31 protein-coding genes are annotated in these 21,150 nt (G+C 39.1%); 2 read left to right on the top strand and 29 right to left on the bottom strand.

Annotated elements, in window-relative coordinates:
- The 29 genes from HP439_RS09730 to HP439_RS09590 form a co-directional block, all read right to left on the bottom strand.
- On the bottom strand, positions 1 to 588 hold a 588-nt coding region (locus HP439_RS09730; RefSeq protein WP_425501345.1), incomplete at its 3' end, for a preprotein translocase subunit SecY.
- Positions 589 to 594: 6 nt separating this feature from the next.
- Positions 595 to 1,041 (bottom strand): 50S ribosomal protein L15, encoded by a 447-nt coding sequence (gene rplO / locus HP439_RS09725; protein ID WP_172390142.1) that lies wholly within the window; start codon positions 1,039 to 1,041, stop codon positions 595 to 597.
- Positions 1,042 to 1,152: 111 nt separating this feature from the next.
- The gene (gene rpmD, locus HP439_RS09720) at positions 1,153 to 1,332 is read right to left on the bottom strand and encodes a 50S ribosomal protein L30 (protein ID WP_045753985.1); all 180 of its coding nucleotides are present in this window, start codon (positions 1,330 to 1,332) and stop codon (positions 1,153 to 1,155) included.
- A gap of 5 nt (positions 1,333 to 1,337) precedes the next feature.
- Positions 1,338 to 1,856 carry a 30S ribosomal protein S5 gene (rpsE, locus tag HP439_RS09715; RefSeq protein WP_172390141.1) on the bottom strand — a complete coding sequence of 173 codons (519 nt, stop codon included), beginning with the start codon at positions 1,854 to 1,856 and terminating at the stop codon, positions 1,338 to 1,340.
- 11 nt (positions 1,857 to 1,867) lie between these two features.
- Positions 1,868 to 2,221, bottom strand: coding sequence for a 50S ribosomal protein L18 (gene rplR / locus HP439_RS09710; RefSeq protein ID WP_172390140.1), 354 nt, complete (start codon positions 2,219 to 2,221; stop codon positions 1,868 to 1,870).
- A gap of 5 nt (positions 2,222 to 2,226) precedes the next feature.
- Positions 2,227 to 2,781: a 50S ribosomal protein L6 gene (gene rplF / locus HP439_RS09705; protein WP_172390139.1), complete on the bottom strand. Its 555-nt coding sequence runs from the start codon at positions 2,779 to 2,781 to the stop codon at positions 2,227 to 2,229.
- Positions 2,782 to 2,804: 23 nt separating this feature from the next.
- On the bottom strand, positions 2,805 to 3,203 hold the full coding sequence (gene rpsH / locus HP439_RS09700) for a 30S ribosomal protein S8 (protein WP_172390138.1): 399 nt from the start codon (positions 3,201 to 3,203) through the stop codon (positions 2,805 to 2,807).
- A gap of 141 nt (positions 3,204 to 3,344) precedes the next feature.
- Positions 3,345 to 3,614: a 30S ribosomal protein S14 gene (gene rpsN / locus HP439_RS09695; protein WP_172390137.1), complete on the bottom strand. Its 270-nt coding sequence runs from the start codon at positions 3,612 to 3,614 to the stop codon at positions 3,345 to 3,347.
- Positions 3,607 to 4,176 carry a 50S ribosomal protein L5 gene (gene rplE / locus HP439_RS09690; protein ID WP_172390136.1) on the bottom strand — a complete coding sequence of 190 codons (570 nt, stop codon included), beginning with the start codon at positions 4,174 to 4,176 and terminating at the stop codon, positions 3,607 to 3,609. The genes rpsN and rplE overlap by 8 nt, the downstream gene beginning before the upstream one ends.
- Positions 4,176 to 4,517 carry a 50S ribosomal protein L24 gene (rplX, locus tag HP439_RS09685; protein ID WP_216657814.1) on the bottom strand — a complete coding sequence of 114 codons (342 nt, stop codon included), beginning with the start codon at positions 4,515 to 4,517 and terminating at the stop codon, positions 4,176 to 4,178. The genes rplE and rplX overlap by 1 nt, the downstream gene beginning before the upstream one ends.
- A 2-nt stretch (positions 4,518 to 4,519) precedes the next feature.
- Positions 4,520 to 4,888, bottom strand: coding sequence for a 50S ribosomal protein L14 (rplN, locus tag HP439_RS09680; RefSeq protein WP_172390135.1), 369 nt, complete (start codon positions 4,886 to 4,888; stop codon positions 4,520 to 4,522).
- Between the two features lies 1 nt (position 4,889).
- Complete coding sequence (rpsQ, locus tag HP439_RS09675) at positions 4,890 to 5,144, bottom strand: 30S ribosomal protein S17 (RefSeq protein ID WP_172390134.1); 255 nt, start codon at positions 5,142 to 5,144, stop codon at positions 4,890 to 4,892.
- 14 nt (positions 5,145 to 5,158) lie between these two features.
- Positions 5,159 to 5,377, bottom strand: coding sequence for a 50S ribosomal protein L29 (gene rpmC, locus HP439_RS09670; protein WP_172390133.1), 219 nt, complete (start codon positions 5,375 to 5,377; stop codon positions 5,159 to 5,161).
- Positions 5,378 to 5,471: 94 nt separating this feature from the next.
- On the bottom strand, positions 5,472 to 5,894 hold the full coding sequence (gene rplP / locus HP439_RS09665) for a 50S ribosomal protein L16 (RefSeq protein ID WP_099365474.1): 423 nt from the start codon (positions 5,892 to 5,894) through the stop codon (positions 5,472 to 5,474).
- A gap of 53 nt (positions 5,895 to 5,947) precedes the next feature.
- The gene (gene rpsC, locus HP439_RS09660; protein ID WP_172390132.1) at positions 5,948 to 6,724 is read right to left on the bottom strand and encodes a 30S ribosomal protein S3; all 777 of its coding nucleotides are present in this window, start codon (positions 6,722 to 6,724) and stop codon (positions 5,948 to 5,950) included.
- Between the two features lie 12 nt (positions 6,725 to 6,736).
- Positions 6,737 to 7,168 (bottom strand): 50S ribosomal protein L22, encoded by a 432-nt coding sequence (gene rplV / locus HP439_RS09655; protein WP_172390131.1) that lies wholly within the window; start codon positions 7,166 to 7,168, stop codon positions 6,737 to 6,739.
- A gap of 7 nt (positions 7,169 to 7,175) precedes the next feature.
- Positions 7,176 to 7,442, bottom strand: coding sequence for a 30S ribosomal protein S19 (gene rpsS / locus HP439_RS09650; protein WP_037498931.1), 267 nt, complete (start codon positions 7,440 to 7,442; stop codon positions 7,176 to 7,178).
- Complete coding sequence (gene rplB / locus HP439_RS09645) at positions 7,442 to 8,266, bottom strand: 50S ribosomal protein L2 (protein ID WP_172390130.1); 825 nt, start codon at positions 8,264 to 8,266, stop codon at positions 7,442 to 7,444. Before rplB ends, rpsS begins: the two co-directional genes overlap by 1 nt.
- Positions 8,267 to 8,272: 6 nt before the next feature.
- A complete protein-coding gene (gene rplW, locus HP439_RS09640; protein WP_172390129.1) occupies positions 8,273 to 8,563 on the bottom strand; it encodes a 50S ribosomal protein L23 in 291 nt (96 codons plus the stop codon).
- Position 8,564: 1 nt separating this feature from the next.
- The gene (rplD, locus tag HP439_RS09635; RefSeq protein WP_172390128.1) at positions 8,565 to 9,194 is read right to left on the bottom strand and encodes a 50S ribosomal protein L4; all 630 of its coding nucleotides are present in this window, start codon (positions 9,192 to 9,194) and stop codon (positions 8,565 to 8,567) included.
- 2 nt (positions 9,195 to 9,196) lie between these two features.
- Positions 9,197 to 9,814 carry a 50S ribosomal protein L3 gene (rplC, locus tag HP439_RS09630; protein WP_172390127.1) on the bottom strand — a complete coding sequence of 206 codons (618 nt, stop codon included), beginning with the start codon at positions 9,812 to 9,814 and terminating at the stop codon, positions 9,197 to 9,199.
- Positions 9,815 to 10,126: 312 nt separating this feature from the next.
- Positions 10,127 to 10,486 carry a CoA-binding protein gene (locus tag HP439_RS09625; RefSeq protein WP_172390126.1) on the bottom strand — a complete coding sequence of 120 codons (360 nt, stop codon included), beginning with the start codon at positions 10,484 to 10,486 and terminating at the stop codon, positions 10,127 to 10,129.
- A 15-nt stretch (positions 10,487 to 10,501) separates the two neighbouring features.
- On the bottom strand, positions 10,502 to 11,686 hold the full coding sequence (locus HP439_RS09620) for a serine hydrolase domain-containing protein (protein ID WP_172390125.1): 1,185 nt from the start codon (positions 11,684 to 11,686) through the stop codon (positions 10,502 to 10,504).
- A 450-nt stretch (positions 11,687 to 12,136) separates the two neighbouring features.
- Positions 12,137 to 13,783, bottom strand: coding sequence for a pyruvate dehydrogenase complex dihydrolipoamide acetyltransferase (locus HP439_RS09615; protein ID WP_172390124.1), 1,647 nt, complete (start codon positions 13,781 to 13,783; stop codon positions 12,137 to 12,139).
- A 45-nt stretch (positions 13,784 to 13,828) separates the two neighbouring features.
- On the bottom strand, positions 13,829 to 14,824 hold the full coding sequence (gene pdhA, locus HP439_RS09610; RefSeq protein ID WP_172390123.1) for a pyruvate dehydrogenase (acetyl-transferring) E1 component subunit alpha: 996 nt from the start codon (positions 14,822 to 14,824) through the stop codon (positions 13,829 to 13,831).
- A gap of 152 nt (positions 14,825 to 14,976) precedes the next feature.
- The gene (gene hisS / locus HP439_RS09605; protein ID WP_172390122.1) at positions 14,977 to 16,359 is read right to left on the bottom strand and encodes a histidine--tRNA ligase; all 1,383 of its coding nucleotides are present in this window, start codon (positions 16,357 to 16,359) and stop codon (positions 14,977 to 14,979) included.
- Between the two features lie 47 nt (positions 16,360 to 16,406).
- The gene (rnc, locus tag HP439_RS09600) at positions 16,407 to 17,159 is read right to left on the bottom strand and encodes a ribonuclease III (RefSeq protein ID WP_172390143.1); all 753 of its coding nucleotides are present in this window, start codon (positions 17,157 to 17,159) and stop codon (positions 16,407 to 16,409) included.
- Between the two features lie 87 nt (positions 17,160 to 17,246).
- Positions 17,247 to 18,500: a beta-ketoacyl-ACP synthase II gene (fabF, locus tag HP439_RS09595; RefSeq protein ID WP_172390121.1), complete on the bottom strand. Its 1,254-nt coding sequence runs from the start codon at positions 18,498 to 18,500 to the stop codon at positions 17,247 to 17,249.
- Positions 18,501 to 18,522: 22 nt separating this feature from the next.
- Entirely contained in the window at positions 18,523 to 18,762 is a 240-nt protein-coding gene (locus tag HP439_RS09590) for an acyl carrier protein (protein ID WP_037498900.1), read from the bottom strand.
- A gap of 135 nt (positions 18,763 to 18,897) precedes the next feature.
- Here HP439_RS09590 and HP439_RS09585 point away from each other — a divergent pair, with 135 nt between their 5' ends.
- Entirely contained in the window at positions 18,898 to 19,530 is a 633-nt protein-coding gene (locus HP439_RS09585) for an IPExxxVDY family protein (protein WP_172390120.1), read from the top strand.
- Positions 19,531 to 19,665: 135 nt separating this feature from the next.
- Positions 19,666 to 21,096 carry a pyruvate kinase gene (gene pyk / locus HP439_RS09580; protein WP_172390119.1) on the top strand — a complete coding sequence of 477 codons (1,431 nt, stop codon included), beginning with the start codon at positions 19,666 to 19,668 and terminating at the stop codon, positions 21,094 to 21,096.
- Positions 21,097 to 21,150 lie beyond the last annotated feature (54 nt).

Raw genomic sequence — 21,150 nt, 5'->3', positions numbered from 1 at the left:
TCCCGCAGGCAACTGTGCAATAATACCCACCATAATGATAAGCGAGATACCATTACCAATACCTTTATCTGTAATTTTTTCACCAAGCCACATCACAAACAAGGTACCTGCTGTCAAGACAATTGCAGAAAGAATAGTGAACATTGGTTCTGCAATCGTTTTTGCTTCAGCAGGAACTTGTGTTTTCACATAAGCCACCGCTTGAACCAAAGTAATTGCCAATGTCAGGTAACGCGTAATCTGCGTCATTTTCTTACGACCAGATTCGCCTTCTTTTTGCATCTTTTGAAATGCAGGAACCGCTATCCCCAATAACTGAACAACGATCGACGCAGAAATGTAAGGCATTACCCCCAAAGCAAAAATTGCTGAACGAGAGAAAGAACCTCCGGCAAACATGTTGATAAGATCAACGATGCTATTTCCTTCTGTGCTTTTGCCTGCCGCTAATGCATCTGGATTAACACCTGGTAAAACCACGTGACATCCGATACGGTATATTAGAAGAAGAAGTAACGTTGTTATAATACGATTACGTAATTCTTCAATTTTCCATATATTGGTTAAGGTTGTGATTAGTTTCTTCATGTAATATTAAAGTTTTACGATAGAACCACCTGCAGCTTCGATTGCCTTTTGTGCAGACGCAGAGAAAGCATGAGCTTTCACTTCTACTTTTGCAGAAAACTCACCACGTCCTAGAATCTTAACTAGATCGTTCTTAGAAACTAAACCGTAAGTTCTCAAGGTTTCAAAATCCACAGCTGTAAGATTGTTTTTCTCAATTAAACCAGAAAGCACGTCTAAGTTAACGCTTACATACTCTACGCGGTTAATATTTTTGAAACCAAACTTAGGAACACGGCGTTGTAACGGCATTTGACCACCTTCAAAACCGATCTTAGTAGAATGTCCTGAACGAGATCCAGCTCCTTTATGACCCCGGGTGGACGTACCACCACGACCAGATCCTTGTCCTCTACCGATACGTTTTTTACTTTTTACCGAACCTTTTGCTGGTCTTAAACTACTTAAATTCATTTTGTTTTAAGATTGTGTTACGCCTTCGCTCTCACTAAACAGGTCGTAACGATTAAAAATATAATTAATAAAGGGAATGGAAAGAATCATACGATCCCTTCCATTGTATTATTAAATAGTCTCGATAGCTACTAAGTGATTCACTTTTCTTACCATGCCAATAATAGCAGGTGTAGCTTCGACTTCTACTGAGTGGTTAATGCGTTTCAACCCTAATGCCTCAATAGTTTTCTTTTGGCGCTCGCTTCTGTCGATAACGCTCTTTATCTGGGTGATTTTGATTTTTGCCATGATAATTAACCGTTAAATACTTTGTTTAAATCGACTCCGCGGTTTTGTGCAACCGTATAGGCGTCACGAAGATTCACTAATGCGTCAATAGTTGCTTTTACCACGTTGTGTGGGTTAGAAGAACCTAACGATTTCGCTAATACGTCCTTAATACCAGCACTTTCCAATACTGCACGCATTGCTCCACCAGCAAGAACTCCGGTACCACCAACTGCTGGTTTAACCAAAACACGACCACCTGAGAATTTCCCATGTTGTTCATGAGGAACAGTACCGTTGATGATAGGAACTTTAATTAAGTTCTTTTTCGCATCATCGATTCCTTTAGTAATTGCTTCGGTAACCTCTTTAGCTTTACCTAAACCGAAACCTACAATACCGTTTTCATCACCAACAATAACGATCGCAGAAAAGCTAAAAGTACGACCACCTTTAGTCACTTTCGCTACGCGTTGGATGCTTACTAAGCGATCTTTAAGTTCGATTTCGCTTGATTTTACTCTTTTTATATTGCTTATTGCCATGTTTTTCTTGATTAAAAGTCTAAACCGCCTTCGCGAGCACCTTCAGCCAATGATTTCACACGGCCATGGTATAAGTACCCATTACGGTCAAAAACTACTTTGCTAATGCCTGCTGCTACTGCTTTCTCGGCAACCAATTTACCTACAGCTTTTGATTGATCAACTTTGTTTCCTGATCCAGCAAAATCTTTCGAGATTGACGATGCTGAAACAATAGTTTTTCCTGTTGTATCATCAATAAGTTGAGCATAAATACCTTTATTGCTTCTAAAAACTGATAAACGTGGACGTTCAACCGATCCAGTCAGGTTCTTTCTTATTCCTTTTTTGATTCGCTCTCTGCGATTTGTTTTATTTCCTGCCATGGCTATTATTTTTTAGCTGATTTACCTGCTTTTCTTCTCAATACTTCACCCGCAAACTTAACACCTTTACCTTTATACGGTTCTGGCTTACGGAAGCCACGGATTTTAGCGGCTATTTGACCGATTAGTTGTTTGTCAGCTGACTCTAAAATAATCGTTGGGTTTTTCCCCTTTTCAGCAGTTGTTGTAACTTTAATTTCCTTTGGCAATACAAAAACAATCTGGTGAGAGAAACCTAAAGTAAGTTCCAAGGTATTACCTGTACTTGTTGCACGGTAACCCACACCGACTAGCTCTTGAGTAGTTTTATAACCTTCTGTTACACCAATAACCATGTTATTGATTAAAGAGCGGTACAAACCATGTAAAGCTTTATGTTTCTTTTGTTCTGTAGAACGTGATACGACAACATTACCGTCTTCTTGTTTAACCGTAATATCGCTATCAACTTGTTGTGTTAATTCGCCCTTTGGTCCTTTTACTGTAATCAGATTCTTATCTGACACGGCAACCGTTACCCCCGAAGGAATAGCGATAGGGGCTTTTCCAATTCTTGACATTTCTTTTGTGTTTTTTACCTAGATTAATAAACGTAACATAAAACCTCACCACCTACGTTCTGTAGTTTAGCTTCTTTATCTGTCATAACTCCTTTAGAAGTCGACAAGATAGCAATACCTAAACCGTTCAAAACACGAGGCATGTTGTCAACATTTGCATACTTTCTTAAACCAGGTTTACTCACACGTGTCAAAGTGCGAATAGCCGGAATTTTGCTAATTGCATTGTATTTCAAAGCAATTTTAATGTTTCCCTGAGGACCATTTTCTTCGAATTTGTAATTAGCAATATAACCTTTATCAAAAAGAACTTTAGTGATCTCTTTTTTAAGGTTCGATGCAGGAATTTCAACAACCCTGTGGTTGGCCTTAATGGCATTCCTTACTCGTGTAAGGTAATCCGCTATTGGATCTGTATTCATTATTAATTAAAATTATGACAATGGTTTCCCAAACTAACCTAAGTTTTAGACCTATTGCCTGTTAAAAGTGATTCGTACACGAAAAAACCCGATAAACCCATTAATGGGTTTATCCGGGCAAAAGTAATATTTTTTTTCCGATTACCAAGAAGCTTTTGTCACTCCCGGAATTTTGCCGTCTAATGCCATCTCACGAAAAGTTACACGAGAGATACCAAATTGACGCATATATCCTTTAGGACGACCAGTTAACTTACAACGATTGTGTAAACGCACTGGTGAAGCATTTTTTGGTAATTTATCCAAAGCAGCGTAATCACCAGCTGCTTTTAGGGCCGCACGTTTCTCTGCAAACTTAGCGACTAATTTTTGACGCTTTACTTCACGTGCTTTTAATCCTTCTTTAGCCATTATTGTTTGAATTTTGATTTTTGAATGGTAAACCGAATTGCTTTAATAACTCTAATGCTTCAACATCGTTGTCCGCAGAAGTTACAAAAGTAATATCCATACCTTGGATTTTATTGATTTTGTCAATATTGATCTCAGGGAAGATAATTTGTTCGGTAACACCTAAGTTATAGTTACCTCTTCCGTCAAAACCTTTGTCGTTAATACCACGGAAATCGCGGATACGAGGTAAAGAAACTGCGATCAAACGATCTAAAAATTCGTACATAGTGTTATCACGTAGTGTTACGCGAGCACCAATAGGCATTCCTTTACGCAATTTAAAGTTAGAGATATCTTTCTTAGATTTTGTTGCTACCGCCTGCTGACCGGTAATCAATGTCAATTCTGCGATTGCATTATCGATCAATTTCTTATCAGCTGTTGCAGCACCAACTCCTTGAGATACTACGATTTTCTCCAGTTTAGGAACTTGCATAACGCTCTTATACTGAAACTTGTCTTTCAGCGCAGTACGGATCTCCTCCGCATATTTTGCTTTCAATCTTGGTACGTAAGTCATTATTTAATTTCCTCCCCTGATTTTTTTGCGTAACGAACTATTTTACCTTCTGCATTAACTTTACGACCGATACGAGTTGTTTCACCCGATTTAGGATCGATTAAAGCTAAATTAGAGATGTTGATCGCAGCTTCTTTCTCAATGATACCACCATTAGGATTAGCTGCACTTGGTTTAGTGTGTTTTTTAACGATGTTAGCGCCTTCAACGACTGCTCTGTTAGCATCAACTAAAACTTGCAATACTTTTCCTTGAACACCTTTAGAGTTTCCAGCGATAACTTTCACTAAATCACCTTTTTTGATTTTGATTTTGTGAGTTGTAATTGTTTTCTGTGCCATAATTATAAAACCTCCGGTGCTAGTGATACGATTTTCATGAACTGTTTCTCACGTAACTCACGAGCCACTGGCCCGAAAATACGTGTTCCACGTGGTTCATCGTTATTATTTAATAATACTGCTGCATTATCGTCAAAACGAATATAAGAACCATCTTTACGACGGATCTCTTTCTTCGTACGAACAACAACTGCTTTAGAAACAGTACCTTTTTTAACGTTTCCTGAAGGTATAGCGCTTTTTACGGTAACAACGATTTTATCACCGATAGATGCATAACGCTTACGCGTACCGCCTAACACACGGATTACTAAAACTTCTTTAGCTCCTGAGTTGTCGGCTACATTTAGTCTTGATTCCTGTTGTACCATCTTATTTAGCCCTTTCTAAAATTTCTACCAATCTCCAGTTCTTTGTCTTACTCAGCGGACGAGTTTCCATAATTAATACCGTGTCGCCGATACCGCAGGTATTAGTTTCGTCATGAGCTTTAAATTTAGTAGTTTTTTTTACGAACTTACCGTAGATAGGGTGTTTTACTTTACGTTCAACACTAACTACGATAGACTTGTCCATCTTGTTGCTAACTACCAAGCCGATTCTTGTTTTTCTTAATTTTCTTTCCATTTCGACTTTGCTTTTTATGCCTCAGAGGCTGTTTCAGATTTTTGAGCATTTCTACGTTTCGTAACCTCTGTTGCCAGACGAGCGATAGATTTGCGTGCTGCTTTGATCACGTTAGGGTTTTCAATAGCAGAAACAGCATGTGCAAATTTCAATTTGTTAAGAGCAGCCTTCTCTTCTTTAAGACGAGCTGTTAATTCCTCTTGTGATAATTCGATGATTTCTGAATTTTTCATTTTGTTTCAGTGTTGTGTTGGGTTATCAAATCTGTTATACAGAGCCTTGTGGGTAACGGCCACAAGGCTCAACTATTGACATTACCAACGATTTTTATGCTTCTACGTAATCTCTACGTATAACAAACTTAGTTTGTACCGGTAATTTTTGAGCAGCTAAACGTAATGCTTCCTTGGCAATCTCCAAAGGCACACCTTCTGCTTCAAATAACATACGGCCTGGGCGTACTACCGCTACCCAGTATTCAGGAGCACCCTTACCTTTACCCATACGTACCTCTGCAGGTTTCTTGGTAACAGGTTTGTCAGGGAAGATACGGATCCACACTTGACCTTCACGCTTCATATAACGTGTAACGGCAATACGTGCTGCCTCAATTTGACGGCTAGTGATCCATGCTGGCTCCATTGACTTGATACCGAAAGAACCGAAAGCTAACTCCGCTCCACGAGAAGCGTTACCTTTCATGCGCCCTTTTTGCATCTTTCTGAACTTCGTTCTTTTTGGCTGTAACATGTTCGTATTATTAAAATCTGTTTAAACAGATAAATTTCAATCTTAAAAATTAATTAACCTTTTCTTGCACCCCCACGGTTGCCACCACGGTTACCACCACGACCACCTTTACGGTTGTCACGATCTCCGCGACGTTCTCCGCCTTCGTTTCCACCGCGAGTTTTAGTGTTTGAAGTCTGACCAATGTTAGGAGAAAGATCACGTTTACCGTAAACTTCACCTTTACAGATCCATACTTTTACACCAATTTTACCGTAAGTCGTCAAAGCTTCTGCTAATGCATAGTCAATGTCTGCACGTAAAGTATGCAAAGGCGTTCTTCCTTCTTTATACTGCTCAGTACGTGCCATTTCAGCACCACCAAGACGACCCGAACACATTACTTTAATGCCTTCAGCACCCATACGCATGGTTGAAGCGATCGAGGTTTTCATTGCACGACGGAATGAAATACGTGCTTCTAATTGCTTTGCGATACCTTCTGCTACCAATTTTGCATCTAGCTCAGGGCGTTTGATTTCGAAAATATTGATTTGAACATCTTTTTTAGTCAGTTTTTTCAATTCTTCCTTAATCTTGTCAACTTCTTGACCACCTTTACCAATTACAATACCTGGACGTGCAGTATGTATAGTTACCGTGATGCGTTTTAAAGTTCTTTCAATAACAACTTTCGCTACACCACCTTTTGCAATACGAACAGAAAGGTATTTTCTTATTTTTTCGTCTTCAACTAACTTATCAGAATAGTTGTTGCCTCCGAACCAATTAGAATCCCATCCTTTGATGATCCCTAATCTGCTACCTATTGGATTTGCTTTTTGTCCCATTCTATTTATAAATTAACTGTTAACGTTGTTTAAAGTATCTACTACCAAAGTTACATGGTTAGAACGTTTACGAATTCTATAGCCACGGCCTTGTGGAGCTGGACGTAATCTTTTTAATTGACGACCACCACCAACAGAAACCTCTTTTACATATAAAGAGCTGTCTTCTAACGAAGCGCCTTCATTTTTAGCTTCCCAGTTTTTAATTGCTGATAACAACAATTTTTCAACACGGATAGCAGCTTCTTTCCCTGTATGTTTAAGGATGTAAAGAGCGTTTTCCACTTTCTCGCCACGGATAAGATCCACTACAAGACGCATCTTACGAGGCGATGTAGGGCAGTTCAATAACTTGGCAGTAGAAGCTCCTCCTACTTGAGCTTTTTCCTGCTCTTTACGCTGTCTGATAAGGACAGACTTTTTAAGTTTTTTTGTTGCTTCCATTACCTAATTATTTTTTCTTTTCTGCGTGGCCTTTGAAAGTACGCGTAGGCGCAAATTCACCAAGCTTGTGACCAACCATATTTTCTGTTACATAAACAGGGATAAATTTATTCCCGTTGTGCACCGCGAAGGTATGACCAACAAAATCAGGTGAAATCATAGATCTACGAGACCATGTTTTGATAACTGATTTTTTGTTTGTTTCATTCATAGAAAGAACTTTTCTCTCTAAGTTGTGATCGATGTAAGGACCTTTTTTAATTGAACGAGCCATTATTTTTTCCTTCTCTCAATGATGTAACGATTCGATGTTTTCTTCTTGTAGCGTGTTTTGTAGCCTTTAGCTAATAAACCTGTGCGTGAACGAGGGTGTCCTCCTGAAGTACGACCTTCACCACCACCCATAGGGTGATCGACAGGGTTCATAGCAACACCACGAACACGTGGACGGCGACCTAACCAACGATTACGACCCGCTTTACCTAACACTTGGTTAGATTTCTCCGAGTTAGATACGGAACCGATCGTTGCTACACATGTTAACAAGATCATACGAGTTTCACTTGAAGGCAATTTGATAATAGCGTATTTACCATCACGTGCTGACAATTGCGCATATGTTCCTGCGGAACGAGCAATTGAACCTCCTTGACCTGGATTCAACTCAATATTATGAATTATTGAACCTAGTGGAATGTTAGCTAATGGTAAAGTATTACCAACTTCTGGAGCTACATTTTCACCTGCAACAACAGTTTGACCAACTGTCAAACCTGCTGGCGCAATGATATAACGTTTTTCACCATCAGCGTAATGCAATAATGCAATACGAGCTGTACGGTTAGGATCGTACTCAATCGTAGCTACTTTTGCGGGGATATCTTTTTTATCGCGTTTGAAATCAATTAATCGGTATGATTTTTTATGTCCCCCACCGAGATAACGCATAGTCATTTTACCGGTATTGTTACGACCGCCTGACTTCTTGATGCTAACTACTAATGATTTCTCAGGAACGTTAGTTGTAACGTCTGAATAATCAGCACCTACTCTGAAGCGAGTACCAGGGGTAACCGGTTTGAATCTTTTAACTGCCATTTCTTATTATAGTGTACTGTAAAAGTCAATTGTTTCGCCATCTTTCACCGTGATGATGGCTTTCTTATATTTAGGGCTTCTTCCAGAAACGAAACCAGCTTTTGTGTGACGGCTCTTCGTTTTACCTGCAACAACTGCTGTATTAACAGCGACTACAGTAACGCCGAACATTTCTTCAACTGCTAGTTTAATCTGAATCTTATTAGCTCTGTGATCTACCTTGAAAGCATAACGGTTTAATTTTTCCGTTAAGATTGAAGCTTTCTCAGTTAAAATAGGTTTTTTAATAATTTCCATATTACTTAGCGAATGCCTCCTCCAAAGTTTTAACAGAATCTGCTGTCAACAAAAGCTTCGTCGCGTTCAAAACATCATAAGTGTTTAAATCTGAAGCTACGATTACTTTTGCTTTTTTCAAGTTTCTGCTTGATAAATAAACATTGTTATTGTATGCTGGCAAAACCAATAAAGTTTTTTCATCAGCAACATTTAACGCGTTAACTAAAGCAAGATAGTTTTTAGTTTTGATTGAATCAAAATCAACAGTGTCGATAACAACAACGTTGTTTTCTTTTGCCTTGTAGCTTAACGCCGATTTACGTGCGACTTGCTTTAATTTTTTGTTCAATTTGAAGCTATAGTCACGAGGCTGCGGACCGAATACACGACCACCACCATTAAACAATGGAGATTTGATAGAACCCGCACGAGCACCACCAGTACCTTTTTGTTTGTGTAATTTACGAGTAGAACCCGCGATTTCATTACGTTGTTTAGATTTGTGAGTTCCTTGACGTTGGTTCGCTAAGTATTGTTTCACATCCAAATAGATCGCGTGGTCGTTAGGCTCTACACCAAATACTGACTCAGGCAGTTGCACCTTGGCACCTGTTTCTTTACCTGATAAATTTAATACATTAACTTCCATCTCTATTTGTCTACGATTACGTATGAACCTTTAGCCCCTGGAATGGAACCACTAACAACAATAAGGTTTTGATCAGAATAGATTTTCAAAACTTGTAAGTTTTGAATCTTTACTTTATCACCACCTGTACGGCCCGCCATGCGCATTCCTTTGAATACACGTGAAGGCCAAGACGAAGCACCTAATGAACCCGGAGCACGTAGTCTGTTATGCTGACCGTGAGTCGCACCTCCTACACCCCCAAATCCGTGACGCTTCATAACACCTTGAAATCCCTTACCTTTAGAAGTACCGACTACATCAACGTACTCGCCTTCTTCAAAGATTGTTACATCCACTGTGTCACCTAGTTGCTTCTCATCCTCGAAAGTTTTGAATTCAACTAGTTTACGCTTAGGAGTCACTCCTGCTTTTGCAAAGTGTCCTTTTAAAGGTGCTGAAGTGTTCTTTTCCTTAGCATCGTCATAGCCAAGTTGAACAGCTCCATAGCCATCCTTCTCTACCGTACGTATCTGCGTTACCACGCACGGCCCAGCCTCAATTACTGTACAAGGGATATTCTTCCCTTCCGCATCGAACAGGCTGGTCATTCCTACTTTTTTACCAATAATTCCTGACATGTTATAAATAAATTAATTAAAAGTCCATCGAAGCAGTAGGGCTTCGCTCAAGACGTAATTTCCCCAATAAGGGATTGCAAAGGTATGAAGAATTTTGTAAGTATCAAACAGTTAGTGGATTATTTTTTACCAAAAATATCACGAACCTTTTTTTGCGGGAGCAAAAAAGAAACCAGATAGCACGACGATTATCGCACTAACAGAAAAAACAGCAAATATATTTAAACATTTCTTACGCATCCCAATCAGAGATACATCAAAACAAACAAGACAGATTTAAACAATAAATATTCTTGTCGTTCTATTACTACACTAATATTGGCCGGTATTTAACATTACCAACGTACAGGCTTCAACACCTTCAATTCCATTTTCTTCAAGCTTCTGTAATAGTTCCGGGTTCTCAGTTCCTGGATTAAAAACTACGCGTTTTGGACGTGTTTGTAAAATATAATCAAAATACGGCGCTTGATTTTGTGGCCCTACATACAACGTAATGGTATCGATGTCATCGTGTGGCACCCCCATATCCTCTATCTCTACACCTGCTACCTTTCCCACTTTCCGTCCTACATTCACAATAGGATAACCTTTGCGAACCAATTTATTTGCCACCAAATAGGAATAACGAGCAGGATTAGTACTTGCTCCAAGAATCAATGTTTTTTTCATAAATTTTAACCAGAATTAATTGACAACAAAATCACCATTGGCATCGTATGCATTCTTTCGTAAAACAGGTATTTCGAGTATTTCGTATAGTTCGTCGAGTTTTATCAAACTGCCATTGGCCATATTGGACAGTAGCACTATCGTTACATCATGCGTCAAATCGCGTACATACAGATTACGAAATCCGTGCCACCACCCCGTATGATACACCACTTGGGCATCTTTAGGAGAAAATGTACGCCATCCATAACCATACCCAAATATACTATTTTTAGAATCAGAACGCGGAGTGTAGGCAGAATCTAGTGTCGCTTTTTTAACAATACGTTCTTCTTTCAGCGCTATATCCAACAGGAAAAGATCTTGAACAGTACTATAGATTCCCTTATCACCTACAGGACCGTCTAAATAATTTTGTACGACAGAGCGTCGCCATACTTTATCATGACCAATAACCTCTGTTGGAATTTTTTCATACACCGCTTTTGAAAACACAGCCGTATTTTTCATTCCTGCCGGGTCAAACACAACTTCTTTCATATAAACCCCGAAATCTTTACCAGTAATTTTTTCTATAATAGAAGCCAGTACCATATAATTGGAATTGTTATAATGAAACCGTCCACCTGGAGATCCATAGCGAGCCGGCTTATGCTCAATAAGAAGATCCATTGCGTCCATGTTAGACATAGCCTTGCTTCTGTCGGGCCACTTTTCTTCTGAAAAATAAACATAATTCGGGAGACCACTACGATGGCTCAACAACATTTCTATGGTGATCCCAGGGTACGGAAAATCCGGAAAAAAATCGTTAATTGTTTGTGTAAGCTTCAACTTCTCATCCTCTACTAATATTAATATGCCTAACGATGTTAATGGCTTCGAAACGGACGCGAGTTCGAACTTAGAATTGATCTTCAAACTATCTTTATGAAGATAATCTGCCCAGCCGAAAGTATTTTGATAGATAATTTTCCCTTTTTTTGCAACGAGCACATTCCCATTAAACGCAGACCTAGTATGAAGTTTCTGCATAAAAGCGTCGATATTCTTATTAGCTTTGGCTGAATCATAAACCAAAGAAACGCTATCCTTTTCAGCTTGTTTTTTCTCTATTTTTTTTTGCTTTGCCTCAGGAGAGGAGCAACTTAAAACTATTAAAAATAAACCTACGATTGTCAAATTATAATACACTCTCACTATATGGGATCAAATAATCTATTCCTATTAAATTTACTGCCGATTTAGGCAAAATAGTATAAATTACACGAAAAATCAACTTAAAAACTGTTAACAAATTAGATACAATACAATAAAATCCTAATAAACAGAATTATGCAAGAAGTTAACTCACTGTTACTGTATAATTAAGCGTGCGGCAAACTCCGTAGGGCTTAACGTGTTCGATTGCTGATCTTAAAACCACTAATCAATTCTTGACAGTATTTATAGCCATGGATATACACGTCCCAAATTGTCCCAACGCATCCACTGTATGTCAATGTGCCTTATGCCTACAATCTTTAGAAAAAACACCCCATATCTCAACATAAGTATTCCTTTATAGTTTTCATATACTTTATAGAAGATAAAAAGCCCTTTAGAAAAAATCTAAAGGGCTTTCATATAGTTAATAGTATTAATGATCAATTACGCCAACAAACGTATAGGCGCTTCCAACAACCCTTTCAATGTTTGTAAGAATGCTGCGCCTGTTGCACCGTCAACCACGCGGTGGTCACAACCCAATGTCAACTTCATTATATTACCTGGAACGATAGTACCATCCTTCACTACTGGCACTTGCTGAATTGCGCCAACAGACAAGATTGCACCATCCGGAGAATTGATGATTGATGTAAATTCATCAATACCAAACATTCCCAGATTGGAAACCGTAAATGTCGAACCTTCCCAATCAGCAGGTTGTAATTTTTTAGATTTGGCTTTTTGACCGTATTCCTTAACTTCTGCAGATATATGAGAGAGTGATTTTCCGTCAGCAAATCGAACGACAGGAACTAACAAACCATCTTCTACTGCCATTGCTACGCCGATATTCACATGCTCGTTGAAACGAATTTTATCACTTCTCCATGAGGAGTTCACCGCGGGATGTTGCTTCAATGCGACAGCCACAGCTTTGATAACGATATCGTTAAAAGAAACCTTTACTGGCGCAACTGTATTAATCTGCCCTCGCGCTGCAATAGCGTTATCCATATCAATTGAAATTGTCAAATAGAAGTGCGGAGCCGTAAATAACGATTCCCCTAAGCGACGAGCAATTGTCTTACGCATTTGCGACACGTTTTGCTCTGTATATTTCTCTTCCCCAATAAACTGAGGAATAGAAATCGATTTACTATCCGCTGCTGGAGTTGACGCGGCTGCTTGAGAGGTCTCGTTTTTCGCTACCGGAACAAAATTTTCTATATCTTTCTTTATGATACGCCCACCATCTGCAGAACCCTGAACGTCGTTCAAGTTAATACCTTTGTCTTTCGCAATCTTACGAGCTAAAGGAGAGGCTTTGACACGAGAATCATCCTTTGAAGAAACACTGGCAGCCGGAACATCAGATTTAACCTCCTCAGATTCCGCCTTAGAAGGCTCCTCTTTTGGTTTTTCTTCTTTACCCGACGTAGATTTTTGCTTAAGAAGTGGCGTAACGTCTGTACCTGCAGGGCCTACGATAGCAATAATATCGTTCACTTTAGCGGCTTGACCAGCCTCTAAACCAACATATAACAATGTTCCTTCGGCGTATGCCGTAACTTCCATCGTCGCCTTATCTGTTTCTACGTCAGCAATAGCATCATCAGATTTAATTGTATCCCCAACTTTGAAGTTCCATTGCGCTATCACACCCTCGGTCATCGTATCACTCAGCAATGGCATAGTAATTACTGTACACCCTAATTCTTCAGGGGTAACAGAATCTTCTGCAGGAGAATCAGACTTCTCTACAGCTGCACTATCGGCTCCATTTTCTTTTGGCTCTTCCGCTTTAGCAGGTTCCGTCGTCCCTCCTTCTAATAGAGCTTTATAGTCCTCTCCTTCTTCACCAAGCACTGCTATAATAGCGTCGATAGCTACAGCTTCTCCCTCTTTTGGTCCAATATATAACAACACACCTTCTTGGTAAGACTCAAAGTCCATTGTTGCTTTATCTGTTTCAACTTCAGCGATAAGATCGCCCGAGTTCACCTTGTCACCGACTTTTTTGTGCCATTTAGCTATAACACCTTCGGTCATGGTGTCGCTCATTTTCGGCATTCTTACTACTTCAGCCATTTGTATAGTAGATTATATCTTTAAGTTAAAGTAAGTTAATCGTAATTAATCCATTATGAAAGGATAGTCCTCTTGGACATAGATATCCTTGTAAATTTCAGATGCATCTGGGTAAGGAGATTCCTCAGCAAATTTAACTGATTCGTCGACGATTTTTTTGATTTCAGCTTCAACTTCAGCAAACCATGAATCGTCGGCATATTTATTCTCCACAATTGCCGCTTTGGTAGACAATAATGGATCCCTTCCTTTGTATTCTTCCAGCTCTTCTTTGGTTCTGTATTTTGCGGGGTCAGACATCGAATGCCCTTTGTATCGGTAAGTACGAATCTCTAAAAAAGTAGGACCTTCACCAGCGCGCGCACGTTGAACAGCTTCGTCCATGGCATTATGAACAGCCACAACATCCATTCCATCTACAGGTGCGCTCGGCATATCGAAACCGTGACCCATTTTGTAAATATCCATCATATTAGTTGTACGCTCTACCGATGTACCCATCGCGTAACCATTATTCTCACAAACAAAGATTACAGGTAATTTCCATGTCATAGCCATATTCAATGTTTCATTGAAGGCACCTTGACGTACTGCTCCGTCACCCATATAACAAACATTAACATTGTTTGTCCCTAGGTATTTTTCAGCAAAAGCAATACCAGCACCTAAAGGGATTTGTCCCCCAACAATACCATGACCACCCATCATTTTATGCTCCTTTGAAAAGAAGTGCATCGAGCCACCTTTTCCTTTAGAACAACCCGTCACCTTGCCGAACATCTCCGCCATACATGCATCCGCAGACACGCCTTTCGCTAACGCATGAGCGTGATCTCTATAGGCCGTAATAACTGAATCTTCGGGCTTAATAACAGACATTGTCCCAGCCATCACAGCCTCTTGTCCAATGTATAAATGACAAAATCCACGGATTTTTTGCTGCCCATATAATTGACCAGACTTTTCCTCGAATTTACGCATGAGCAGCATAGATCTATACCACTCTAAATATGTTTCTTTTGTTATAGGTGTTGAACTCATTTTAACGAATTGAATTTCTTAACTTATCCGACCACAAATCTAATCATTTCTAACGATATTTCGGATAATATTTTGGCACGATTTAGTCCTTTTTGTCAGAATAGTATATAATTTTACCATTCTCACATTACACAGATCAACTGGTGCGTGATCTATTTTTTTAACAAAATAATTAAATCCTCCAATGTTACTCGCTGTTGCTCTCCGGTCCTCATATCCTTCACAGAATAGGTCCCAGAAGAAATTTCCTCTTCTCCCATTAATAATACATAAGGGATTTTCTTACCGTCTGCATAGCTCATTTGCTTCTTTAATTTTGCATCAGTAGGATACAACTCTGATGCGATACCATGCTGGCGCAATGCTGCTAAAATAGGAAGAGTATAGTTTACATACGACTCGTCAAAATTTACAATTAACAAGCACGTTGAAGTGCTAGATGAGTTAGGAAATAACCCAAGTTCTTCTAATACGTCATAGATACGATCAGCTCCGAAGGATACCCCTACGCCACTTAGATCTTTCAAACCAAACATTCCAGTCAAGTCGTCATACCTACCCCCGCCACCGATACTACCCATTGCGACTTCATTGGTTTTGACTTCAAATATACAACCAGTATAATAATTCAATCCACGAGCGAGTGTAATATCCACTTCTACTCTCTGAGTTAACAAATCGCCTTTACCAAAAACCTCCAAGAAATTAAATACATTTTCGATTTCCTTCACACCCAGAAGCCCCGTTTCAGAACCCGACAACACCTCCTTTATAGATCCCAGTTTTTGCAGATTAGAACCCTCTAACAAAATAATAGGCTGGAGAAGTGCCACCTCCTCGTCACTAAAACCACGTTCCAAAAGTTCCTTATTTACTCCATCAAGTCCAATCTTATCTAACTTATCAATAGCGACAGTCATGTCCACAATAAGCTCTGGTTTCCCGATAACTTCTGCAATTCCAGAAAGAATTTTTCTATTGTTAATTTTTATCGTAAAATCCTTTAAACCTAATGCCAATAGTGCTTCGTTGTAAATCAATATAAATTCCGCTTCATTAAGTAGCGAACTCGATCCGACGACATCTACGTCACATTGGTAAAATTCTCTATAACGACCTCTCTGCGGCCTATCAGCCCGCCATACCGGTTGAATTTGAAAACGTTTGAAAGGAAATGTTATATCGTGCTGATGCATTACGACATATCTTGCAAAGGGCACAGTCAGATCATATCGTAAAGCCTTCTCAGAAATATGTGGCACCAATTTATTTGATTGCTTCTCTTCGAGCAGGTTAACGGGGGCTTTCAGAAGATAGTCGCCAGAATTAAGAATTTTAAAAATTAATTTATCGCCTTCTTCCCCGTATTTCCCGGTGAGTGTGTTTAAATTCTCAAAAGTCGGTGTTTGTATCTCGCTGTAGCCAAATTTAGCAAAGATAGCACGTAGTGTATTAAATATATGGTTACGCTTCTCCATCTCCGAAGGAGAAAAATCACGAGTACCTTTAGCTAGTGAGGGTTTAATAGTTGCCATATCGCAAAGGTAAGACATCCTAGCGAAAAGAGAAATTTAAGATTGTATTAACGAGCGATGTCTTCGACTTCAAAAACCTTCAAATATTCACACGCTTTTTCAGCTGCCAATTTCTCCGCACTTTTTTTATTAAAATCACGTCCAATTCCACAAACTTCACCCGCGACCAGCACTTCTACTGTAAAAAGCTTAGCAGACTCGCCGGGAACATTGTCGACATGTACGAATTGAATGTCCTTCCCAAAGTGTTGACACCATTCTATAAGACGGCTCTTAAAATTAGTTTCGGTAACTTCCAACATGTGAATATCAACGTGAGGTTTTATAATTCGCGTTAACAAAAATTCTTTCGTAAATCGATAGCCCCGATCAACATAAACAGCACCAACAACAGCCTCAAACGCATCACCAAGCAGCGAGCTTTGCTTATTGGGATAACTAATCATCCGTGCGTCATATTCTATAAATTCATTTAGCCCTAGCTTCCGAGAAAGCTGGTTTAAATTGGCACGACTGACAATTTTCGACCGTAACTCGGTCAAGAATCCTTCGTCTTTATAAGGATATAATTTAAACAGCAACTCCGCCACAACAGATCCCAATACAGCATCTCCGAGAAACTCTAAGCGCTCGTTACTGTTCTTTGCTCCATCTTTAATGCTTTTTGCTACAGATTTATGACGAAAGGCCAACTTGTATAACTTAAGGTTACCTGGCACAAACCCAAGTATATTCTTAAGTTTACGTACGTAAGCCTTATGCGGAGAGAAGTACAAATAATATATCCTTGAGAAAGGCATTCCAAATATATAAATAAGGAATAGGCAGCTTCTCATCGAAGCTACCTATTATTTCATGGTATTTAAATTATACTCTTAAATTCAACATTAAGGGCGATACTTTTTTACAATAATCGATGCATTGTGTCCACCAAAACCAAAAGTATTACTTAAGGCTGCATTCACCACACGTTTCTGAGCAGTGTTAAAAGTAAAATTTAAATTGTTATCAATCTCCTCGTCATCCGTAAAATGGTTGATCGTTGGAGGTACAATATCATTTTTTACCGATAAGATCGAAGCGATAGCTTCAATTGCACCAGCGGCACCAAGAAGGTGACCCGTCATAGACTTTGTGGAACTAATGTTCAGATTATACGCATCCTGGCCAAATAAATCTTTGATAGCACGGCTTTCACTGATGTCTCCAACTGGTGTCGATGTACCATGAACATTAATATAATCCACGTCTGCATATGTCAGATTAGCATCAGCAATGGCCTTGCTCATCGCCAATTTCGCGCCTAACCCTTCTGGATGAGACGCCGTGACATGATAAGCGTCCGCACTCATGCCTCCTCCCGCTACTTCAGCATATATCTTAGCACCACGTGCTAAGGCATGTTCTAAACTTTCTAAAATGATAGCTCCAGAGCCTTCTCCTGAAACGAATCCATCCCGATCTTTATCAAAAGGACGAGATGCCGTTGTAGGATCATCATTGCGTGTCGACAAAGCGTGCATCGCGTTGAATCCACCGATACCCGCCTCATTGATTGTAGCCTCCGAACCGCCTGTTATGATACAATCAGCCACACCCATACGGATATAGTTAAAAGCATCAATCATAGCATTGGTTGAAGAAGCACATGCAGAAACGGCAGAAAAATTGGGACCACGTAATCCATGACGCATCGAAATGTGTCCTGGAGCAATGTCTACTAACATCTTAGGAATAAAAAACGGATTGAAACGCGGAGTACCATCGCCTTTAGCGTAATTGACCACCTCGTCTAAAAATGTTTTCAAACCTCCGATTCCAGATCCCCAAATCACGCCGATTCGGTTGGTATCGAGCTTTTCAAACTCTAGTCCAGCATCTTTCACCGCTTCATCTGTCGAAGCGATCGCGTACTGAACAAAAGGATCGACTTTACGAGCCTCTTTACGATCCATAAATTCATGTGGATCAAATCCCTTCACTTCACAAGCGAATTGGGTCTTAAATTTTGATGCATCGAAATGCGTAATAGGAGCAGCGCCGCTCACACCCTTAATTAACCCTTCCCAGTAACTGGAAACGGTATTACCCAACGGTGTAAGAGCGCCTAACCCTGTTACAACTACTCTTTTAAGCTCCATTAAATATGTTTGGCCTAATAAATTAGTTATTAACGTTCTTTTCTAAGTAAGAGATAGCTTGACCTACTGTACTGATGTTTTCAGCCTGATCATCTGGAATAGCTACGTTAAATTCTTTTTCGAATTCCATGATCAACTCAACTGTATCAAGTGAGTCTGCACCTAAATCATTCGTGAATGAAGCTTCTGGTGTTACTTCGTTTTCGTCTACACCTAACTTTTCAACGATAATTGCTTTTACTCTTGATGCGATATCTGACATGATTTTATAGTTTAATTGTTTAATAAATCTGTGCAAAGAAAAATAAATTTCCCCAATTATCAAACCTTTTCACTTTAAAGATTTGAAATAAGAACGTTTTCACCCTGGCATTGTCCGAAAAAAACCGTGGCCATCATGCAAATACCCAATATTAACGATTTTATTTTTATCTGGCAAGAACTTTCAACCGAAGTTGAAATTATACACAAAATTCATCGGTTATCCGAATTTTTCCTATTTTCGAACTTAATTTCAAAAGCTGTGAGTGTTACTAAAAAGCATTTAATCCTAGATCTCGATTTCGACCTAGAACTAGACTTTGTTTTAGTTGGATTAAGTTCATCGTTGCGGGATTACCGATTATGCCATTTTATTTTTAAACAAACCGGACTTGCATTTGTTCGAGGTAAAGAAGATTATCTTGATCATAAAGGTTATGTAAAAGTAAAAGATCAAGATGAAATGGATTTTCACATAGTTTTTGAGAAAAGCAGGCAAAAGACGATCAAAAAACACTATTACTCTATTTATCGCTATTGTGACCCCAATTTCGAATATGAGTACTACCTAATAAATAATCGGAGTGTCGAAGGAGGATTTTTAGTACCTGAACTTCCAAACTTCGATTATTTTTTAATTATCAAACATTATATAGACAAAGACGATTTGGGGATTTTAATGACTCAAATTAGAAGTATAAAAGAAGTTATTCTTACAAAAGAATTAGATCCTACGACATTAAAATCGAAAGAAAATCTTATTTTTTAGTAACTTAGCTCTGACAAAGTGTAAATTTTACACAGAGATAAAACTAACTTAAAGAACATAATGCTATTTTTGCACTAGCATTATCTTTATAACGAATGCAAAGAAACAACAAAAACACATAATAACACACTGTAAATGAATAAGATTCAAAAAAGGACAAAAATCGTCGCAACCCTTGGTCCCGCTTCTGCGGACAAGACTATATTAACCAATATGATCGCTAAGGGTGTGGATGTTTGTCGTTTGAACTTCTCACATGGAAGCCAAGACGATCATCTAAAAGTGATAAACACAATTCGCGAAATCAATCAAGAACACCCTTTCAACGTAGGTATCTTAGCAGATTTGCAAGGACCAAAAATCCGTATTGGTAAAATGAAAGAAGGCGGTGCTTTTTTAGTGAACGGTACACAGGTTGAGATCACGACAGAGGAATTGATTGGCGACGAAAAGAGAATCTATATCACTTACGAGAACTTTCCAAATGACGTTAAAAATGACGAAATCATTTTATTAGATGATGGAAAACTTCAGCTTCGTGTCTTGGAGACAAACTATAAAGATACCGTTAAATGTGAAGTCGTACACGGCGGCGTATTAACATCCAGAAAAGGAGTGAATCTTCCCAACACAAAAGTTTCGATCCCATCTTTAACGGAAGAAGACCTTGACAATCTAAATTTTGCTTTGGACCACGGTGCAGATTGGATTGCAATGTCATTTGTTCGTTCAGCTGAAGACATTATTCAGTGTAAAAAGATCATTAAAGAAAAAGGATCCCATGCGTTGGTTATCGCTAAAGTCGAGAAACCTGAAGCCATTGATAATATCGATGCCATCATTGAAGCAACAGATGCGGTAATGGTCGCTCGTGGAGACCTGGGTGTGGAAATGCCTATGGAAGAAGTTCCAGTTCTCCAGAAAATGATCGTGCAAAAATGTCGTGATCTTTCAAAACCAGTAATCATCGCCACTCAAATGCTCGAGAGTATGATTACTACGCCTCGCCCAACTCGCGCCGAGGTAAATGACGTCGCAAATTCAGTGTTAGATGGCGCAGACGCTGTGATGTTAAGTGGAGAGACTTCAGTAGGGGAATTTCCTGAAATCGTTATCGAGACGATGGCAAAAATTATCACCCATGTCGAGCAAACTTCATATCCGTACTATAGCAGCAAAGAAGGAGTTCATCCAAAAATAACAAGAATTCCAGATGCAATATGTATTTCTTCTATTCATCTTGCAAAAGATACAGCCGCATCCGCCATTGCAGTAATGACGTCTTCTGGTTACACGGCACTTGAAATTTCAAGTTACCGGCCCGATGCAGATATCTATGTCTTCACAGGTAATAAAAAGTTATTAAACTTATTAAGTTTAGTATGGGGTGTGCGCGTATTTATATACGAGAAATTTGAAAGTACTGATGGCACTATACAAGATGTGAACCGTTTATTACAAGAGAAAAATCTTGTTTCATCCGGACAAATTGTAATCAACACGTCTTCAACACCACTTCACGAAAAAGGAAGAACCAATACGATTCGAGTCTCGGAAGTGAGATAATCAATAATTAAAATTCTTTAGTACAGAAGGAGTTCGAAATACAAGGACTCCTTT

The sequence above is a fragment of the Sphingobacterium shayense genome (assembly GCF_013179575.1).
Classification (GTDB): Bacteria; Bacteroidota; Bacteroidia; order Sphingobacteriales; family Sphingobacteriaceae; genus Sphingobacterium; species Sphingobacterium shayense.
Note: the sequence above shows the minus strand (reverse complement) of the source record. Positions and strands in the feature narration are given on the sequence as shown.

Excerpts from the sequence above, each read along its gene's own strand:
- rplO (WP_172390142.1), bottom strand. The coding sequence starts at position 1,041 with ATGAATTTAAGTAGTTTAAGACCAGCAAAAGGTTCGGTAAAAAGTAAA.
- rpmD (WP_045753985.1), bottom strand. The coding sequence starts at position 1,332 with ATGGCAAAAATCAAAATCACCCAGATAAAGAGCGTTATCGACAGAAGC.
- rpsE (WP_172390141.1), bottom strand. The coding sequence starts at position 1,856 with ATGGCAATAAGCAATATAAAAAGAGTAAAATCAAGCGAAATCGAACTT.
- rplR (WP_172390140.1), bottom strand. The coding sequence starts at position 2,221 with ATGGCAGGAAATAAAACAAATCGCAGAGAGCGAATCAAAAAAGGAATA.
- rplF (WP_172390139.1), bottom strand. The coding sequence starts at position 2,781 with ATGTCAAGAATTGGAAAAGCCCCTATCGCTATTCCTTCGGGGGTAACG.
- rpsH (WP_172390138.1), bottom strand. The coding sequence starts at position 3,203 with ATGAATACAGATCCAATAGCGGATTACCTTACACGAGTAAGGAATGCC.
- rpsN (WP_172390137.1), bottom strand. The coding sequence starts at position 3,614 with ATGGCTAAAGAAGGATTAAAAGCACGTGAAGTAAAGCGTCAAAAATTA.
- rplE (WP_172390136.1), bottom strand. The coding sequence starts at position 4,176 with ATGACTTACGTACCAAGATTGAAAGCAAAATATGCGGAGGAGATCCGT.
- rplX (WP_216657814.1), bottom strand. The coding sequence starts at position 4,517 with ATGGCACAGAAAACAATTACAACTCACAAAATCAAAATCAAAAAAGGT.
- rplN (WP_172390135.1), bottom strand. The coding sequence starts at position 4,888 with ATGGTACAACAGGAATCAAGACTAAATGTAGCCGACAACTCAGGAGCT.
- rpsQ (WP_172390134.1), bottom strand. The coding sequence starts at position 5,144 with ATGGAAAGAAAATTAAGAAAAACAAGAATCGGCTTGGTAGTTAGCAAC.
- rpmC (WP_172390133.1), bottom strand. The coding sequence starts at position 5,377 with ATGAAAAATTCAGAAATCATCGAATTATCACAAGAGGAATTAACAGCT.
- rplP (WP_099365474.1), bottom strand. The coding sequence starts at position 5,894 with ATGTTACAGCCAAAAAGAACGAAGTTCAGAAAGATGCAAAAAGGGCGC.
- rpsC (WP_172390132.1), bottom strand. The coding sequence starts at position 6,724 with ATGGGACAAAAAGCAAATCCAATAGGTAGCAGATTAGGGATCATCAAA.
- rplV (WP_172390131.1), bottom strand. The coding sequence starts at position 7,168 with ATGGAAGCAACAAAAAAACTTAAAAAGTCTGTCCTTATCAGACAGCGT.
- rpsS (WP_037498931.1), bottom strand. The coding sequence starts at position 7,442 with ATGGCTCGTTCAATTAAAAAAGGTCCTTACATCGATCACAACTTAGAG.
- rplB (WP_172390130.1), bottom strand. The coding sequence starts at position 8,266 with ATGGCAGTTAAAAGATTCAAACCGGTTACCCCTGGTACTCGCTTCAGA.
- rplW (WP_172390129.1), bottom strand. The coding sequence starts at position 8,563 with ATGGAAATTATTAAAAAACCTATTTTAACTGAGAAAGCTTCAATCTTA.
- rplD (WP_172390128.1), bottom strand. The coding sequence starts at position 9,194 with ATGGAAGTTAATGTATTAAATTTATCAGGTAAAGAAACAGGTGCCAAG.
- rplC (WP_172390127.1), bottom strand. The coding sequence starts at position 9,814 with ATGTCAGGAATTATTGGTAAAAAAGTAGGAATGACCAGCCTGTTCGAT.
- HP439_RS09625 (WP_172390126.1), bottom strand. The coding sequence starts at position 10,486 with ATGAAAAAAACATTGATTCTTGGAGCAAGTACTAATCCTGCTCGTTAT.
- HP439_RS09615 (WP_172390124.1), bottom strand. The coding sequence starts at position 13,783 with ATGGCTGAAGTAGTAAGAATGCCGAAAATGAGCGACACCATGACCGAA.
- pdhA (WP_172390123.1), bottom strand. The coding sequence starts at position 14,824 with ATGAGTTCAACACCTATAACAAAAGAAACATATTTAGAGTGGTATAGA.
- hisS (WP_172390122.1), bottom strand. The coding sequence starts at position 16,359 with ATGGCAACTATTAAACCCTCACTAGCTAAAGGTACTCGTGATTTTTCT.
- rnc (WP_172390143.1), bottom strand. The coding sequence starts at position 17,159 with ATGCCTTTCTCAAGGATATATTATTTGTACTTCTCTCCGCATAAGGCT.
- fabF (WP_172390121.1), bottom strand. The coding sequence starts at position 18,500 with ATGGAGCTTAAAAGAGTAGTTGTAACAGGGTTAGGCGCTCTTACACCG.
- HP439_RS09590 (WP_037498900.1), bottom strand. The coding sequence starts at position 18,762 with ATGTCAGATATCGCATCAAGAGTAAAAGCAATTATCGTTGAAAAGTTA.
- HP439_RS09585 (WP_172390120.1), top strand. The coding sequence starts at position 18,898 with ATGCAAATACCCAATATTAACGATTTTATTTTTATCTGGCAAGAACTT.
- pyk (WP_172390119.1), top strand. The coding sequence starts at position 19,666 with ATGAATAAGATTCAAAAAAGGACAAAAATCGTCGCAACCCTTGGTCCC.